A 16,126-nucleotide genomic window follows, 5' to 3' on the forward strand; every position below is an offset into this window, starting at 1 on the left:
ACCCCCATCCGGCCACCCTTGAGGACACCATGAGCAGCAGCACCGTCATCACCAACATCGCCACGCTGGTCACCAACGACCCCTCGCTCGGTGACGGATCGCCCCTGGGCCTGATCCAGGACGCGGCCGTCGTCATCGACGGCGACCGGGTCGTCTGGACCGGTGAATCCGGCAAAGCACCCGCCACCGACAACCAGGTGGACGCGGCCGGCCGGGCGGTGCTGCCCGGCTTCGTGGACTCCCACTCCCACCTGGTCTTCGCGGGCGACCGCACGCAGGAGTTCAACGCCCGCATGTCCGGCCGTTCCTACAGCGCCGGCGGCATCCGCACCACGGTGGCGGCCACCCGCGCCGCCACCGACGCGGAACTGGAGGAGAACCTCACCCGGTACCTGGCGGAGGCGCTCCGCCAGGGCACCACCACCTTCGAGACCAAGTCGGGCTACGGGCTCACCGTCGAGGACGAGTCCCGCGCCCTGCGCATCGCGGCCCGCCACACCGACGAGGTGACCTACCTCGGCGCCCACATCGTCTCCCCCGACCTCGCCGACGACCCGGCCGCCTACGTCGCCCTGGTCACCGGCGAGATGCTGGACGCCTGCGCGCCGCACGCCCGCTGGATCGACGTCTTCTGCGAGAAGGGCGCCTTCGACGGCGACCAGGCCCGCGCGATCCTCACCGCCGGCAAGGCGAAGGGCCTGCACCCCCGCATCCACGCCAACCAGCTCTCCTACGGCCCCGGCGTGCAGCTGGCCGTCGAACTGGACGCCGCGAGCGCCGACCACTGCACCCACCTCACGGACGCGGACGTCGACGCGCTCGCGCAGGGCGCCACGGTGGCCACCCTGCTGCCCGGCGCCGAGTTCTCCACGCGCGCCCAGTGGCCGGACGCCCGCCGCCTGCTGGACGCGGGCGTGACGGTCGCCCTGTCCACCGACTGCAACCCGGGATCGTCCTTCACCTCGTCGGTGCCCTTCTGCATCGCCCTGGCCGTCCGGGACATGGGCATGACCCCCGACGAGGCGGTCTGGTCCGCCACGGCCGGCGGCGCCGCGGCGCTGCGCCGTACCGACGTCGGCCGCCTCACCCCGGGCGCCCGCGCCGACCTGACCCTGCTGGACGCCCCGAGCCACGTCCACCTGGCGTACCGGCCGGGCGTACCGCTGGTCGCCGGGGTCTGGCGCGCCGGCGAGCGGGTCGTGTGACCGGCCGGGCCGGGGGTGCCTGCCGGTCAGGCGGCCCCGGCCCGCCAGCGCTGTGCCGTGCTCCCGTCCAGCGGGTCCAGCTCCAGGCCGTCACCGCCGTCCGGGGTGACCGCCGTCTCGATGGCGATCGCCGGGCGGATCGTGCCGTCGGGGTCGACGGTGAAGCGGAGGTTCCGGCCGTTGCGGCCGTAGACCGAGTCGCAGTCCCAGATGCCCACGCCCCGGTCGGTCGAGCCGCGGCTGTCCAGGCAGAAGTCGGAGTCGGCGGCCGAGCGCAGCACGCCCAGGCCGGCGTCGACGCGCCAGCGCTGGCTCGGGGTGGAGTCGCAGGGCGCCGTGACGACGTCGTTGCCCTCGTAGAGGTCGCCGTCCCGGATGTCCAGGCAGCGGCCCGTGGCCAGGTTCACCACCTCGGCGTAGCGGCTGCCCGGGGCGGAGAACGTGGGGGTGGGGCTCGGGGTCGGCCGGGGCGCCGGGGACGTGGCCGGCCGGTGCGTGGTCCTGCTCGGCGAGGGCGAGGCGCTGCTCCGGGACGGGGTCGGGGAGGGCGAGGCGGAGCGGGACGGCGGGACGGAGACCGTGGCCGTCACCGTGACCGGCGGGGGCGTCGGCGTGGCCGCCACCGGCTGCCGGTCGGGCCCGTCCGGCGTGGACAGCAGGAACACCAGCAGCGGCACCAGGGCCACGCCCAGGGCCGCCGAGGCCAGCAGGTAGCGGCGCTGGGCCGGCCAGTGCGTCGTCGGCGGGGGCGCCTGTGGCGCCGGGACCGGCTCGGACCGGTGCAGGTACGAGGCCCCGTCCCAGGGCAGCAGACCCTCCGCCAGTGTCTGCCGCGGCCTGTCCCGCAGCGCCGTCAGGTCCTCGTATGCGGCCGTGCAGTACGGGCAGCGGGCCCTGTGGGCGTCCAGGTCGGGGCTGGGGCGGGGGCCGTCCTGCCGTACCGCCTCCTCGATCAGACGGCGGAAGTCGGCGCAGCGCGGGTCGTCGGAGGCGGCCAGGCGCAGCCGCAGGCACGCCTGGGCCAGGGCCTTGAGCGCCTGCGGTGCGCCGTGCGCGACGTCCGCCGGGCCCAGCCCCAGGTAGGCGGCGGTGCGCTCCACGGGCTCCTGTTCGAGCACGCCGTACCAGAGCAGGCCCTGGGCGCGGGAGGGCAGCGTCTGGAACGCCGGGAGCAGTGCGGGGGTCGGTCCGTCGGGCAGGCCGGCGGAGTCGATGACCAGCAGCAGCCCGGGCCGCACGCCCGCGGAGCGCTCGTCGCGGGCCCAGCCGGCCGCGAGCCGGGCCGCCAGGAGCAACAGGTGGTGGCGCAGCGGCACGGTCGGCTCGGTGCCGCGGGCCGTTTCGCGGGCCGCCGTGGTGAAGGTCTCGGCCGTCAGCCGGCGCGCGGCGGACTCGCTCGCGGTCAGCAGCCGGGCGTGGGCGAGGACCGCCGGGTGGTGCCTGCGGCGCAGTTCCTGGAGTGCCGGGTACGCCACCGGGGTCGGGGCGCGCAGCAGTTCCGTCAGCCGCGTGTCCGGGGCCTGGGCGAGTCCGTCTCCCGCGTCGGCCCCGTCGCCGCCCTGGTCCATGCCGCCCCCTCCGTCACCGGAACCACTGCCGTACCAGCCGGTACGGGGGCCCATCGTGATGCAGGGGGCCGGTTCGGGAAAGAGGTTTCCCGTGGTAACCGCGTGACGGGTCCGTTCGCGGGTCCATGACAGCGGTTTCCCGCCGCGGACAGCGTTTCCGGTCACCCGCCCGCCGGACAGGGGACCGGGCGCATGGCGTTGGGGCGCGTGGGTACCGGCCACCCGGGGTAGTCCGGCCCGCACACGCCGAAGCGGCCCGGCGCCTTCGCCGAGCCGCCTCACGCGCCGCGTGCGGAGGAGGACCGCCCCCTCACTCCTCCAGGGTCAGCCCCTTGCGCAGCCGCACCAGCGTCCGCGACAGCAGCCGGGACACGTGCATCTGCGAGATGCCGAGTTCCTCGCCGATCTCGGACTGGGTCAGGCCCGCCACGAAGCGCAGCGACAGGATCTTGCGGTCGCGGGTCGGGAGCTCGGCGATCAGGGGCTTCAGGGACTCGACGTACTCGATGCCCTCGAGCCCGTGGTCCTCGTAGCCGATGCGGTCCGCCAGCGCGCCCTCGGAGTCGTCCTCCTCGGGCTGGGCGTCCAGCGAGGAGGCGGTGTAGGCGTTCGAGGCGGCCATGCCCTCGACGACCTGCTCGTTGGAGATGCCGAGCCGTGCGGCGAGTTCCGCGACGGTGGGGGCGCGGTCCAGCTGCTGGGCCAGTTCGTCCCCGGCCTTGGCCAGGTCGAGCCGCAGCTCCTGGAGCCGGCGCGGTACGCGCACGGACCACGAGGTGTCACGGAAGAAGCGCTTGATCTCGCCGATGATGGTCGGCATGGCGAAAGTGGGGAACTCCACACCGCGAGCGAGCTCGAAGCGGTCGATCGCCTTGATCAGACCGATGGTGCCGACCTGGACGATGTCCTCCATCGGCTCGCTGCGGGAGCGGAAGCGTGAGGCGGCGAACTTGACGAGTGCGAGGTTCAGCTCGACGAGCGTGTTGCGGACGTACGAGTACTCGTGCGTCCCTTCCTCCAGCGACTCCAGTCGCTCGAACAGGGTCTTGGACAGGGCCCGCGCGTCGACCGGGCCGACCTCGTCGAAGGGGGGGATCTCCGGGAGACCCTCGAGCGGGTCGAGGGCGTCGATCGGATCGATGGGATCCAGTTGGTCCGGTGGGGGTGTCGACGTCGCGATCGGGGTATGCGATGCGTCGAGCCGGGGTGACATGGGTGTCCTCCATCGTTCTCGGCTTATGGCTGCCGAAGCCAAAAGGTGCACTGCGGTGTGCGGCGCCTCCGAAGCCGGCGTGTAGGGGCGGGTGTCCCTACTAGCCCTACCTGCTTCCCCGAGCCGATCGCAAGTACGTTCTGTAATGGTATGTCCGATTGTGTGAGGTTGTTCGGGTGTCGGAGTGCGGAAGGAAGGCGTAATGTTCGAGGGCATCAGCAGCCACGACCTCGGGAGAGAGACGGCATGGACCACGGGACGGTCGGCAGTGCACAGTCGGGCCGGCTTCTGGTGGAGGTGCGGGAAGAGGGCTCCAGCGCCGTAGTGACACCGGCGGGTGAGCTCGATCACCACACCGCCGATCTTCTGCGCGAGCCGCTCGACGACCTCCTCGACAAGGGTTTCGCACGGCTCGTGGTGGATTGCTCACGCCTGGAGTTCTGCGACTCCACGGGGCTGAACGTCCTGCTCGGGGCCCGGCTCAAGGCGGAGGCCGCCGGCGGGGGAGTCCACCTGGCGGGAATGCTCCCCGTGGTCGCCCGCGTGTTCGAGATCACCGGAGCGGAGGCGGTCTTCACCGTCCACGACTCCGTGGAGGCGGCCCTGGCCGCCGAGGCCGACTGACCTCGCCACCCGGCCGTCCCCGCGAGGTGAATCCCGCGCGTCGCACGAGTCACGTCCCATGCGGGGGTGTTTCGCCGGATCCGTCGGGCAGGAGACTTCCTGAACCCCGGCGCTCCGCGGCGCGACCGGCCGCACCGGGAACCGGAGGACGGCCCGGATGCGACGTAAGTGCCGAGGGACGACCACGGAGGGACGACGGAGGAACCGCGTGCGGACCACGGGTGGACGGCGAATGGACCGTACGGTGCCGGAAGGCGCCGGACTTTTGAATTGTGAACTGGTGAATCGGTGAGGTGAAGCGCTGATGAGCACCACCCGGCCTTACTCGCCGGGCGACCGCGGCCCGGAGCCGAGCGGCGCTTCCGGGGCGTCCGAGGGGGGTGCGCCGGTGATCGGCGCGTCCGCGGGGACGGCCGAGCCGTCCGAGCCGTCCGTGGCGTCCGAGGGTGCGCAGGGTCCCCCCGGGCGGCAGACCCGCAGACTACGGCTGGACGGCGAGAGCGGGGTCGTCCCGCTCGCCCGCGACTTCACCCGCCAGGCGCTGTACGCCTGGGGATGGCTGCCCGCCGCCTCCGCGGACCTGCGGGCCGCCGCCGAGGACGTGCTGCTCGTCGTGTCCGAGCTGGTCACCAACGCCTGCCTGCACGCCGAGGGCCCGGACGAGCTCTTCCTCGCCCGTGACAACAAGGTGATCCGGGTGGAGGTGTCCGACCGCGGCAGCGGCCAGCCGGCACCCCGCACCCCGCACCGCGCCGGCCGCCCCGGCGGCCACGGCATGTTCATCGTGCAGCGACTGTGCCTCGACTGGGGAGTCGTCCGCACGACGGGCCGTTCGGGCAAGACCGTGTGGGCGGAGCTGGGCGCCCCGGCCTGACCGGGACGCCGCCGGTCCGGCCTGGACCGGCGGCCGCGCCACGGGAGCCCCCACCGGGGCCCCCGTCTCCACCCGAATCACCCTTCACGCACGCCGGATCGACACAACTCCGGCGTGTGACGCGTCTTCCTTCCTCACGACCCCCGGCGTACCTTGACGGCCGAATCTGATGTGCCGTCAGGTACCTCGCCGTGGATGAATGGGGTGGCCGACCGTGTCGTACCCGAAACGAACCGCCGCGCTCGTGTCCGCGGCGGCCCTGGCCGGCCCGGTGCTGCTGCTCACCGCACCGGCGGCCCGTGCCGACGTCGTGAACGTCGACTACCGGTGCAAGACGCCGATCGGCGCCAAGAGCGCCGTCTCGCCCATCGACATCAAGGGCGTCCGCAGCGGCAGCGGCTACCGGATCACCATGTCCTGGCAGAAGGGCGTCTCCTCCAGCCCGGTCGAGCTGGGCAAGGGCGCCATGAACCCGAGCGCCACCATCCGGCTCGGCGGCGCCGACAGCGGCACCCTGGCGGTCACCGGGCCCGCCAACGCCGCCGCGATCCCCGCCGACACCCCCATCAAGATCAGCGACCTGAGCGGCAGCTACACACCGCGGAAGACCGGCAAGGTCACCTTCACGGCGGCCACGCTCACCATCAAGGCGCTGGGCACGACGACCACCTGCAACCCCAGCAACAACCCGGGACCGTCCCTGACCCTGGACGTGACGGCGGCGGGCGGATCCGGCGCGTCGTCGTCATCTTCGTCGTCCTCCTCGTCGGGCGGCTCCGCCGGCGGGCTCCCGCAGACCGGCCCCGCGGACTCCGCCGTCGCCCTCGGCACCCTCGGTGGCACGGTCCTGCTCGCGGGCGCCGCCGGCGCGCTGTGGCTGACCCGGCGGAACCCGGCCGTACGCCGCTGAACCGCAGTCCACGACCGTGGAGCCGCCCATGCCGCCCGCCGCCCGTGTCCTCGGCCTCACCCTGCTCCTGCTGCTGGCGTCCGCACCGGCCGCCCGTGCCGCCGCGGCGGGCTGGTCGGTCGCGCCGACCGGCGCCGGGCGCCCCTCCTTCTACGCCGAGGGAACCCCGGGCACCGACCTCACCGACACGGTGTCCGTGACCAACCACGGCCGCGGGCCGCTCACCGTACGGCTGCGCGCGGCCGGCGTGCGGATCACCTTCGCCCGGGCCACCCTCCGCGTCCCCGCGCGCACCCGCGCCGAGGTGCCCTTCACCCTGACCGTGCCCGCGGACGCCGTCCCCGGCGACCGCGCGGGCACGATCACCGCCCGGGACGCGGCCGGCCGCACGGCGACCGTCGCGGTGCGGCTGCGCGTGGGCGGCCCCGCGCTGTCCGCGCTGACCGTCGAGCACGTGGCGGTACGCGGCGACCGCATCACCTACGAGCTGGTCAACCGCGGCACGACCGTCCTCGTGCCACGGCTCGCGGTCCACGCGGACGGAGTCCTCGGCCCGGTCCTCGACCGCCCCGCCCGCACCCTGCCTCTCCGCCTGCCACCGGGCACCCGCCGGACCCTCGGCGAGCCCTGGCCCGGCCGGCCCACGCTCGACGCCGTCGACCTGCGGCTGACGGTCACCGCCGCGGGCGGCGCCCACGCCACCGGGCACACCTCCGCCCGGTTCGTGCCGTGGGGCCCGGTGTCCGGCGCCCTCGGCGCGGCCGCGGCGGCCGCCGCGCTGCCGGCCGTACGACGGCACCGGCGGCGCCGCGACGCGGCCCGGGACGGCACGCCCGTACGCACCGGGGCCGGCGCACCGGCCGAGCCGACGGGAGCGGTGAAGTGAGCGGGGACAGGAGCGGCGACCTGCGCGGCAGTGCCCGGATCCCCGCCCTGGCGGCGGTGCTCGCGCTGCTCCTGCTGCCGCTCACCGGCCCCGCGGCCGCGGCGGACGGTCCCGCCGTGAAGCTGTCCGCGTCCCAGGCGGGCACGGGCGGCTCGGTGACCGCCCGGGGCAGCGGCTGGCGGCCCGGCACCCTGCTGATGCTGCTGATCTGCGGTCGGGCCACGCCGTCCCGCGGGGTGATCGGCGGCACCAACTCCTGCGCCAACGGCGACGGCCGGGCCGTGACCACGGACACCCGCGGTTCCTTCACCAGGAAGCTGCCGGTCGCCGAGCCGCCCGTGCCGTGCCCCTGCGTGGTGCACGTCGCCACGGTGACCGGCGCGAAGGCGGAGGCGGACGCCGTCCTCCAGGTCGCCGGGCACCCCGTCGCCCCGCTGCCCGCCGAGACCTCCGGCGGCCGTCTGTCGATCCTCTCCGACACCCGGCTGACCGGCTCCGGCGGCGTGCTGACCTGGTTCGGGGCCCCGCCCGCCCGCACCCTGGAGTTCACCGCCGGCAACGTCGGCACCACCCCCGTCAAGGACCCCGTCTTCCGGGTCGGCACCGCGCACGGCGTCTTCGCCCCCCAGTGGGACGAGCAGCAGTGGCACGGCACCCTCGCACCCGGCGGGAAGGCGCTGGTCAGACTGCCCGTCGAGTTGTCGGCCGGGGCGCACGGCGACTACACCGTGTCCCTCGGCTACCAGGGAAAGGTCATCGCCGAGCAGCCCTGGGGGGTGGACCGCCCCTGGGGCGTGACGCTGTTCTGGCTGCTGCTCTGCCTGGTCGTCCCGGCCGCCCTGTTCCGCGCCGGGATGGCCGTCGTGGACCGGGTACGACCGCGCGGGCCGGGCGGTGTCCGGCACCGGCGCCTGCCACGGTCCCTCCCGCGCCCGGCCCGCTCCCGCGCCTCCGGGCCCGAACCCGCTCCGACCCTGCCGTGGTTCACCCAGGACTCCGTCCCGGGCGGCCCGGCCGGCCGGCTCTCCGCACCGCACCACGACAGTCCGACGAGTCCTCCGACTCCCACCCCGAAGGGACCCACGTGAGCATGCGAAGGAGAGGCACACCGGCCCGCCGGACGGGCGCCGCGGGCGCCGCACTGGTGCTCTGCTCGGCAGGCGTGCTGCTGGGCGTGGCCGCGACGCCCGCACAGGCCGCCGAGGTGTCGTTCGCGACCCACTGCGTGCCGCCCGCCGGCATCGACCCGGTCGACGGCACCACGAAGGTCGAGATCACCGCGCCCGCCACCGCGAAGGTGGGCGACACCGTGGACGTCGTGTGGAAGTTCGTGCAGGCCGCGTCCAGGAACCCGGACATCATCGACCTGCCCGCCGACTCGGTGCAGCCCTCGGGCGTGCTGAAGGCGGCCGGGGCGCAGACCGCCGGCATCGCCATGCGGGGGCCGCGGCAGAACCCGGCGATCCCCAAGGGCGGCGCCATGGTGCTGTCCGACATGAAGGGCAGCCTGAAGCTGACGGCGGCCGGGGAGGTGACCCTGACACCGGACGCGTACACGGTCAACGCGATGTCCACGGACACCAAGTGCACGCCGAAGGAGACCGTGCAGAAGGCGGCGACGATCCAGGTGACGGCGGGCGGCGGCGGAACGCCCACCACCACACCCACCAAGACACCCACCGGAACGGCGACGCCGACGAAGACCCCCACCGCCACCCCGACGGGCACCGGCGGCACCGGGCAGACCGACTTCACCGGCAAGGAGGTGCAGATCCCGTACGCCTGCAAGACCCCCATCGGCGACAAGAACGCGACCTCACCGGTGCAGATCAACGCGAAGAGGAACAGCGGGAGCTACGACCTCACCGTGCGGTTCAAGAAGTCGGTGATGGACAGCCCCGCCGACATACCCAAGGACTCCGTGAAGCCGTCCATGGAGGTGGTGCTGGGCGGCGCCGACAAGGGCACCGTGCACGTCGAGGGCCCGGCCAACGCCGCTCCGATCAAGTCCGGCGACCCGATCGAGATCCCCGACCTCACCGGCACCTACAAGCCCGGCGCGAGCGGCACCTCGACCCTGTCCCCGGGTGTCCTCACGGTCAAGGCGCTCGGTACCACCACCACGTGCACGCCGACGAGGACCGAGGTCTCGCTCACCCTGGACACCACCCAGCAGCCGGGTGGCGCCTCGGGCGGCACGTCGACCTCCGGGGGATCGTCGGCCTCCGGAGGGTCGTCCTCGTCGTCCGGCGGCAGCGGCGGCGCGGGCGGCCTCGCCGAGACCGGCGCGGGCGACCACGGCGCCCTGAAGGCGCTGGGCCTGGTGGCGGGCACGGCGATCCTGCTGGGCGTGGCCGTGTTCACGTTCCTGCCCGGACGCAGGACGCGGTAGCCGGCCCCGCACACGACGGGAGGGCCGCCGCACCCCAGGGGTGCGGCGGCCCTCCCGGCCGGTTCCGGACGGCTAGCGCACGTCGCCCATCAGCCGGTTGACCTTCTTGCGGTACATCCACACGGCGACACCGGCGAGCACGGCGAGCACCGCCTCCAGGGCGACGAAGCCCGTCCGGTCGAGGTTCACCCCGCCGACGGCCGGGTTGGACAGCAGCGCGGTGATCGAGTCGCCCGCGGTGACCGCGAGGAACCAGACGCCCATCATCTGCGAGGCGTACTTCTTCGGCGCCATCTTCGTCGTCACCGACAGACCCACCGGGGACAGCGTCAGCTCACCGACGGTCTGCACGAAGTAGATCGCGACCAGCCACATCGCCGCGGCCTTGTGACCGCCCTCGGCGATCGACAGCGGGGCGAGGAAGAGGAAGAACGACGCACCCACCAGCACCAGGCCGGAGGAGAACTTCACGATCGTGCTGGGCTCCTTGCCGCGCCGGTTCAGCCACAGCCACAGCCAGGCGAAGACCGGGGCGAGCGCCATGATCATGACCGGGTTGACCGACTGGTACCAGGAGACCGGGAAGCCCCAGCCGAAGACCGAGTTCTCGGCCTTGCCGTCGGCGAACAGCGACAGGGTCGAGCCACCCTGGTCGTAGATCATCCAGAAGACGGCCGCGGCGACGAAGAACCAGACGTAAGCCGACACCTTCGACTTCTCGGCCGCGTCCAGGTCCTTGTCACGGCGGATGCGGGCGATGACGAGGATCGGGACGATCAGGCCGATCAGCGTGAGCGGGATCAGCGCCCAGTTCAGGGTGAAGTGACCGGTGAAGCCGACGACACCGTAGAAGACGGCGGCGATCGCGAGCCAGATCAGGCCCTTGCGCAGGGTGGCGGACTTCTCCGCGGGGGACATCGGCGTCGGGACGACGTCGCTCTGCGCGCTCAGGTGGCGGCTGCCGAGCAGGTACTGGGCCAGACCCAGCGCCATGCCGACCGCGGCCAGCGCGAAGCCGAAGTGCCAGTTGACGTTCTCGCCGACGGTGCCGATGACCAGCGGGGCGGCGAAGGCGCCGAGGTTGATGCCGATGTAGAAGAGCGTGAAGCCACCGTCACGGCGCGCGTCGTCCGGCCCGTTGTACAGGTGGCCGACCATCGTGGAGATGTTGGCCTTGAGCAGACCGGAGCCGATCGCGACGAGGCCGAGACCGACGAAGAAGCTGGCCGCGACGGGCAGCGCCAGGCACAGGTGGCCCAGCATGATGATCAGACCGGAGACGGCCACCGTCTTGCGGGGGCCGAGGAAGCGGTCGGCGACCCAGCCGCCGGGCAGGGCGAGCAGGTACACGAGCGACACGTACACCGAGTAGATCGCGGTCGCCGTGCCCGCGTTCAGGTGCAGGCCACCCGGGGCCACCAGGTACAGCGGGAGCAGGGCCCTCATGCCGTAGTAGGAGAAACGCTCCCACATCTCGGTCATGAAGAGAGTGGCCAGTCCGCGGGGGTGGCCGAAGAAGGTCTTCTCGGACCCGGGGGTGCCCGGGCGGACCGAGGCCTTCGTCAGGCTGGACGCCATGGTCGTTCCTTGCTGGTCAAGACGCGCGTTGGAGCGCTGCGCGCCCGGTGGGGGTGCGGCCGGCACCGGCAGGGTCGGTCGTCCACCCCCACGCCCAGGGGGAGTCCGCTCCGGATCGCGGAGCGGTGGACGGCGACCACCGGGATCCACGCCCCGGGACGCGTCGATGCGTCCGGAGCCCGGCCAGAGGTCATTCCTTTCAGGGCTGATCTTCATCAGCCCGCACACAAAAGAGACCTTCAGCGTCATTGCCCGCCAAAGGTCCCCGGTGTGCTACAGGCGTTCAGGTCACCATACGGCAGGACAGTGCCTGATATGGAAGGACTTGAGACGCGGATCACAGGTGTCGGGGGAACCGCGACGCCTGTTTCGAAGGTCTCCCCTACGATCCCACCTCTGGGGCAATGGTCCGTACCACCAGCCCGGCAAGGTAAGAATCCCTCGAAGCGATCACACCCCAGCACTGCGCGCGGGCGGTCTACCATCACCTCATGACCCGTGTACTGCTCGCCGAGGACGACGCGTCCATCTCGGAGCCGCTGGCCCGTGCCCTGCGCCGGGAAGGGTACGAGGTCGAGGTGCGCGAGGACGGCCCCACCGCACTCGACGCCGGAATGCAGGGCGGTGTCGACCTGGTCGTGCTGGACCTCGGCCTGCCCGGCATGGACGGCCTGGAGGTCGCCCGCCGGCTGCGCGCCGACGGCCACACCGTCCCGATCCTCATCCTGACCGCGCGCGCCGACGAGGTGGACACCGTCGTCGGCCTGGACGCGGGCGCCGACGACTACGTCACCAAGCCCTTCCGGCTCGCCGAACTGCTCGCCCGGGTCCGGGCCCTGCTCCGGCGCGGCGCCGCCGAGCCGCAGCAGCCGCCGGCCACCCACGGCGTGCGGATCGACGTCGAGTCCCACCGGGCGTGGATGGGCGACGAGGAGCTCCAGCTCACGGCGAAGGAGTTCGACCTGCTGCGGGTCCTGGTACGGGACGCCGGCCGCGTCGTCACACGGGACCAGCTGATGCGCGAGGTCTGGGACACCACCTGGTGGTCGTCGACCAAGACCCTCGACATGCACATCTCCTGGCTGCGCAAGAAGCTGGGCGACGACGCGGCGAACCCCCGCTACATCGCGACGGTCCGCGGCGTCGGCTTCCGCTTCGAGAAGAGCTGAGCCCCGCCCCGGGGCCCAGCGGTCACTACGGGTAACAGGACATGCGTCGACGTCTCATCCAGTCCACCCTCGCCGTCGTCCTCGTGGTGATCGCGGTCTTCGGGGTCTCCCTGGTGATCGTCGAGACGCGCACGATCAGCAACAGCGCCCAGGAGCGGGTGGAGTCCGAGGCGCTGCGGCTGGCCAGCATCGTGGACAGCCGCATCCTCGCGGCGGAGCACGTCAACGCCGACGTCCTGCGCAACCCGGTCAGCAAGGACCAGTACGCCGAGATCCGCATGCCCGGCCGGGACCCGATCCAGATCGGCACCCGGCCCCAGGGCGACGTCATCCACTCCACGCAGCGCGGCGAGGAGGGGGAGACGGTCACCGTCCAGGAGCCACGCTCCGCCGTCACCCGCGAGGTCGGCCGGACCCTGCTCATCATCGGCCTGGTGGCCCTGCTCGCGGTGATCGCCGCCGTGCTGCTCGCCGTCCGGCAGGCCAACCGGCTCGCCTCCCCGCTGACCGACCTGGCCGAGACCGCCGAACGCCTCGGCTCGGGCGACCCGCGCCCCCGGCACAAGCGCTACGGCGTCCCCGAGCTCGACCGGGTCGCCGACGTGCTGGACTCCTCCGCCGAGCGCATCGGACGGATGCTCACCGCGGAACGGCGGCTGGCCGCCGACGCCTCCCACCAGCTGCGCACCCCCCTGACCGCGCTGTCCATGCGGCTGGAGGAGATCACCCTCACCGACGACCCGGACACGGTGAAGGAGGAGGCCAACGTCGCCCTCACCCAGGTCGAGCGGCTGACGGACGTGGTGCAGCGGCTGCTGACCAACGCACGGGACCCGCGCACCGGCTCCGCCGTCACCTTCGACCTCGACGAGGTCATCCAGCAGCAGCTCGCCGAGTGGCGGCCCGCCTACCGCGGTGTCGGGCGGGCCATCGTCAGCTCCGGCAAACGGCACCTCCAGGCCGTCGGCACACCCGGCGCGGTCGCCCAGGTGCTGGCCGCGCTGATCGAGAACTCGCTCATGCACGGCGGCGGCACGGTCGCCCTGCGCACCCGCGTCACCGGCAACCAGTCCGTCGTCGAGGTCACCGACGAGGGGCCCGGGGTGCCGGCCGACCTCGGCGCCCGGATCTTCGAGCGCACGATCAGCGGGCGCAACTCCACGGGCATCGGCCTGGCCGTCGCCCGGGACCTCGCGGAGGCCGACGGCGGCCGGCTCGAACTGCTCCAGGCGCAACCGCCGGTCTTCGGCCTGTTCCTGTCCCGCACGCCCCCGGCGCGCAAGCCGGACGACGAGGACGACCGGCCGACCGTCCGCTAGGGGACGCGACCCGAGGCCGTCGTGATCCGGAGGGCCCCTACGGGACGCGCTGGCGCGGCGTGGGCTCGCCCGGCTCGTGCCGGAGCACCGGCTCGGCGCCGGCCACGGCTCCCTGGGCCGGCATCGCCCGGAACACCCACGAGCGGTACGACCAGAACCGGAACAGGGTCGCGACACCGATGCCGACGAACTTGAAGACGTTGCTCTGCAGCGGGGAGTCCCAGCCGAAGCCGTAGGTCGCCAGGTAGAGCACGCCGTTCTCGATCACCAGACCGATCGCGCTGAACACCAGGAACAGCGTGAGCTCCCTGGTGCGGCCGCCCTTGTCGCGGTCCCGGTACGTCCAGTAGCGGAAACCGACGTAGTTGAAGGCGATCGCGACGACGGTCGCGATGACGCTGGCGCGTACCACCGGCAGGTCGGAGACGTGCCGGACCAGGTTGAACACACCGAGATTCACCAGGACGCCGGCACCGCCGACCGCGCCGAACTTGGCCACCTCGCGTACGAGTCGTTGCAGCCTCGAGGAACCACGTTCCATGGCTGTAAAGCCCCCGTCCGTAGGTTTCGTCACCCAGCCATGCTAGCCAGGCGGCCACTCCCGCGCCCGTGGACGGGGCCACAGCTCGGAAACGGATCGGAAAGAGCCGGGAAAGCCCCGGGTAAGAGGGGGTGTGAGGGACGCAATCCGGTCCGGTCGCCGTGGCCGATACGCTAGGGGGGTGACGTTCCCGGTAGTCGGCATGGTCGGCGGGGGGCAGCTCGCGCGTATGACGCACGAAGCAGGCATCCCGCTGGGCATCAGGTTCAAGCTCCTCAGTGACACCCCTCAGGATTCCGCGGCGCAGGTGGTGAACGAAGTCGTCGTCGGCGACTATCGCGACCTGGACACGCTGCGCGAGTTCGCGCGCGGTTGCGATGTGATCACCTTCGATCACGAACATGTACCCACCGAGCACCTCAGGGCCCTGGAGGCGGACGGCATCCCCGTGCGCCCCGGCCCCGACGCCCTGGTGCACGCCCAGGACAAGGGCGTGATGCGGGCGAAGCTCGACGCGATCGGCATCCCGTGCCCACGGCACCGGATCGTCGCCGATCCGCAGGACGTCGCCGCGTTCGCGGCGGAGGGCGACGGCTTCCCCGTCGTCCTGAAGACCGTCCGCGGCGGCTACGACGGCAAGGGCGTGTGGGTCGTCGACTCCGAGGAGGAGGCCGCCGACCCGTTCAGGGCGGGCGTCCCGGTCCTCGCCGAGGAGAAGGTCGACTACGTCCGTGAGCTGGCCGCCAACGTCGTACGGTCCCCGCACGGCCAGGCCGTCGCCTACCCGGTGGTGGAGTCGCAGCAGGTGAACGGCGTCTGCGACACCGTGATCGCGCCCGCCCCGGACCTGGACGAGGACCTCGCGCTGCGGGCCGAGGAGATGGCCCTGTCCATCGCCAAGGAACTCGGCGTCGTCGGCCACCTCGCCGTCGAGCTGTTCCAGACCCGCGACGGCCGCATCCTCGTCAACGAACTGGCGATGCGCCCGCACAACTCGGGCCACTGGACCCAGGACGGCGCGATCACCTCCCAGTTCGCCAACCACGTCCGCGCGGTCCTCGACCTGCCGCTCGGCGACCCGCGCCCGCGCGCCAGGTGGACGGTCATGGTCAACGTCCTGGGTGGCGATTACCCGGACATGTACTCCGCGTACTTGCACTGCATGGCCCGCGACCCCAAGCTCAAGATCCACATGTATGGCAAGGACGTGAAGCCCGGTCGCAAGGTCGGACACGTCAACACCTACGGCGACGACCTGGACGACGTGCTGGAGCGCGCCCGTCACGCTGCCGGCTACCTGAGAGGCACGATCACCGAATGAGCCCTGTAGTTGGCATCGTCATGGGGTCGGACTCCGACTGGCCCGTCATGGAGGCCGCGGCCAAGGCCCTGGACGAGTTCGAGATCGCCTACGAGGTCGACGTCGTCTCCGCGCACCGCATGCCCCGCGAGATGATCACCTACGGCGAGCAGGCCGCCGACCGCGGCCTCAAGGCGATCATCGCCGGCGCGGGCGGCGCCGCCCACCTGCCGGGCATGCTCGCCTCCGTCACCCCGCTGCCGGTCATCGGCGTCCCCGTGCCGCTGAAGTACCTCGACGGCATGGACTCCCTGCTGTCGATCGTGCAGATGCCGGCCGGTGTCCCGGTCGCCACCGTCTCCGTCGCCGGGGCCCGCAACGCCGGGCTGCTCGCGGCCCGCATGCTGGCCGCGCACGACGAGGAGCTGCTCCAGCGGATGCGCGACTTCCAGCAGGACCTCAACGACCAGGCCACCGAGAAGGGCAAGCGGCTGCGCTCCAAGGTCGAGGGCCCGGGCAGCGGCTTCGGCTTCGGGAAGTGACGCCC

The 16,126-nt window shown here is 72.6% G+C and carries 15 protein-coding genes; 11 read left to right on the plus strand and 4 right to left on the minus strand.

Features of this window, described 5'->3' with window-relative positions; genetic code table 11:
* The first annotated feature begins 29 nt into the window (after nt 1-29).
* The gene (gene hutI / locus PV343_RS23450) at nt 30-1,205 is read left to right on the plus strand and encodes an imidazolonepropionase (protein ID WP_319148917.1); all 1,176 of its coding nucleotides are present in this window, start codon (nt 30-32) and stop codon (nt 1,203-1,205) included.
* Nucleotides 1,206-1,231: 26 nt separating this feature from the next.
* Here hutI and PV343_RS23455 read toward each other — a convergent pair whose 3' ends face one another.
* Nucleotides 1,232-2,773 carry an RICIN domain-containing protein gene (locus PV343_RS23455; protein ID WP_319148918.1) on the minus strand — a complete coding sequence of 514 codons (1,542 nt, stop codon included), beginning with the start codon at nt 2,771-2,773 and terminating at the stop codon, nt 1,232-1,234.
* Nucleotides 2,774-3,083: 310 nt separating this feature from the next.
* The gene (locus PV343_RS23460) at nt 3,084-3,986 is read right to left on the minus strand and encodes an RNA polymerase sigma factor SigF (protein WP_319148919.1); all 903 of its coding nucleotides are present in this window, start codon (nt 3,984-3,986) and stop codon (nt 3,084-3,086) included.
* Nucleotides 3,987-4,232: 246 nt separating this feature from the next.
* Between PV343_RS23460 and PV343_RS23465 the strand changes: the two genes are divergently transcribed.
* The 6 genes from PV343_RS23465 to PV343_RS23490 all read left to right on the plus strand — a co-directional run bounded on the left by PV343_RS23465 (nt 4,233) and on the right by PV343_RS23490 (nt 9,672).
* On the plus strand, nt 4,233-4,610 hold the full coding sequence (locus PV343_RS23465; RefSeq protein WP_020940471.1) for an STAS domain-containing protein: 378 nt from the start codon (nt 4,233-4,235) through the stop codon (nt 4,608-4,610).
* Nucleotides 4,611-4,914: 304 nt separating this feature from the next.
* Nucleotides 4,915-5,484, plus strand: a complete 570-nt coding sequence (locus PV343_RS23470) for an ATP-binding protein (protein WP_319148920.1) — start codon at nt 4,915-4,917, stop codon at nt 5,482-5,484.
* 214 nt (nt 5,485-5,698) lie between these two features.
* Nucleotides 5,699-6,394 carry an LPXTG cell wall anchor domain-containing protein gene (locus PV343_RS23475; RefSeq protein ID WP_319148921.1) on the plus strand — a complete coding sequence of 232 codons (696 nt, stop codon included), beginning with the start codon at nt 5,699-5,701 and terminating at the stop codon, nt 6,392-6,394.
* Between the two features lie 28 nt (nt 6,395-6,422).
* A complete protein-coding gene (locus tag PV343_RS23480) occupies nt 6,423-7,280 on the plus strand; it encodes a hypothetical protein (RefSeq protein WP_319148922.1) in 858 nt (285 codons plus the stop codon).
* Between the two features lie 20 nt (nt 7,281-7,300).
* Nucleotides 7,301-8,368: a hypothetical protein gene (locus PV343_RS23485; RefSeq protein WP_319148964.1), complete on the plus strand. Its 1,068-nt coding sequence runs from the start codon at nt 7,301-7,303 to the stop codon at nt 8,366-8,368.
* Nucleotides 8,369-8,370: 2 nt separating this feature from the next.
* Nucleotides 8,371-9,672, plus strand: a complete 1,302-nt coding sequence (locus tag PV343_RS23490; RefSeq protein WP_319148923.1) for a hypothetical protein — start codon at nt 8,371-8,373, stop codon at nt 9,670-9,672.
* 72 nt (nt 9,673-9,744) lie between these two features.
* On the opposite strand, the gene PV343_RS23495 is transcribed toward PV343_RS23490, so the two are convergent.
* Nucleotides 9,745-11,250 carry an oligopeptide:H+ symporter gene (locus PV343_RS23495; RefSeq protein ID WP_319148924.1) on the minus strand — a complete coding sequence of 502 codons (1,506 nt, stop codon included), beginning with the start codon at nt 11,248-11,250 and terminating at the stop codon, nt 9,745-9,747.
* A 491-nt stretch (nt 11,251-11,741) separates the two neighbouring features.
* Here PV343_RS23495 and PV343_RS23500 point away from each other — a divergent pair, with 491 nt between their 5' ends.
* Together PV343_RS23500 and PV343_RS23505 are read left to right on the plus strand one after the other, a co-directional pair.
* On the plus strand, nt 11,742-12,419 hold the full coding sequence (locus PV343_RS23500; protein ID WP_020940464.1) for a response regulator transcription factor: 678 nt from the start codon (nt 11,742-11,744) through the stop codon (nt 12,417-12,419).
* A 41-nt stretch (nt 12,420-12,460) separates the two neighbouring features.
* Nucleotides 12,461-13,738: an ATP-binding protein gene (locus tag PV343_RS23505; RefSeq protein WP_319148925.1), complete on the plus strand. Its 1,278-nt coding sequence runs from the start codon at nt 12,461-12,463 to the stop codon at nt 13,736-13,738.
* Nucleotides 13,739-13,775: 37 nt separating this feature from the next.
* On the opposite strand, the gene PV343_RS23510 is transcribed toward PV343_RS23505, so the two are convergent.
* A complete protein-coding gene (locus tag PV343_RS23510) occupies nt 13,776-14,279 on the minus strand; it encodes a GtrA family protein (RefSeq protein WP_319148926.1) in 504 nt (167 codons plus the stop codon).
* Nucleotides 14,280-14,460: 181 nt separating this feature from the next.
* Between PV343_RS23510 and PV343_RS23515 the strand changes: the two genes are divergently transcribed.
* Nucleotides 14,461-15,600: a 5-(carboxyamino)imidazole ribonucleotide synthase gene (locus PV343_RS23515; protein ID WP_043475678.1), complete on the plus strand. Its 1,140-nt coding sequence runs from the start codon at nt 14,461-14,463 to the stop codon at nt 15,598-15,600.
* Entirely contained in the window at nt 15,597-16,121 is a 525-nt protein-coding gene (gene purE / locus PV343_RS23520; RefSeq protein ID WP_078614717.1) for a 5-(carboxyamino)imidazole ribonucleotide mutase, read from the plus strand. The genes PV343_RS23515 and purE overlap by 4 nt, the downstream gene beginning before the upstream one ends.
* Nucleotides 16,122-16,126: the final 5 nt, after the last annotated feature.

This window comes from Streptomyces sp. WI03-4A, assembly GCF_033792105.1.
In the GTDB taxonomy this organism is placed as follows: domain Bacteria; phylum Actinomycetota; class Actinomycetes; order Streptomycetales; family Streptomycetaceae; genus Streptomyces; species Streptomyces collinus_A.

Coding starts and splice junctions, on each gene's coding strand:
- hutI (WP_319148917.1), top strand. CDS start 30: ATGAGCAGCAGCACCGTCATCACCAACATCGCCACGCTGGTCACCAAC.
- PV343_RS23455 (WP_319148918.1), bottom strand. CDS start 2,773: ATGGACCAGGGCGGCGACGGGGCCGACGCGGGAGACGGACTCGCCCAG.
- PV343_RS23460 (WP_319148919.1), bottom strand. CDS start 3,986: ATGTCACCCCGGCTCGACGCATCGCATACCCCGATCGCGACGTCGACA.
- PV343_RS23465 (WP_020940471.1), top strand. CDS start 4,233: ATGGACCACGGGACGGTCGGCAGTGCACAGTCGGGCCGGCTTCTGGTG.
- PV343_RS23470 (WP_319148920.1), top strand. CDS start 4,915: ATGAGCACCACCCGGCCTTACTCGCCGGGCGACCGCGGCCCGGAGCCG.
- PV343_RS23480 (WP_319148922.1), top strand. CDS start 6,423: ATGCCGCCCGCCGCCCGTGTCCTCGGCCTCACCCTGCTCCTGCTGCTG.
- PV343_RS23490 (WP_319148923.1), top strand. CDS start 8,371: ATGCGAAGGAGAGGCACACCGGCCCGCCGGACGGGCGCCGCGGGCGCC.
- PV343_RS23495 (WP_319148924.1), bottom strand. CDS start 11,250: ATGGCGTCCAGCCTGACGAAGGCCTCGGTCCGCCCGGGCACCCCCGGG.
- PV343_RS23500 (WP_020940464.1), top strand. CDS start 11,742: ATGACCCGTGTACTGCTCGCCGAGGACGACGCGTCCATCTCGGAGCCG.
- PV343_RS23505 (WP_319148925.1), top strand. CDS start 12,461: ATGCGTCGACGTCTCATCCAGTCCACCCTCGCCGTCGTCCTCGTGGTG.
- PV343_RS23510 (WP_319148926.1), bottom strand. CDS start 14,279: ATGGAACGTGGTTCCTCGAGGCTGCAACGACTCGTACGCGAGGTGGCC.
- purE (WP_078614717.1), top strand. CDS start 15,597: ATGAGCCCTGTAGTTGGCATCGTCATGGGGTCGGACTCCGACTGGCCC.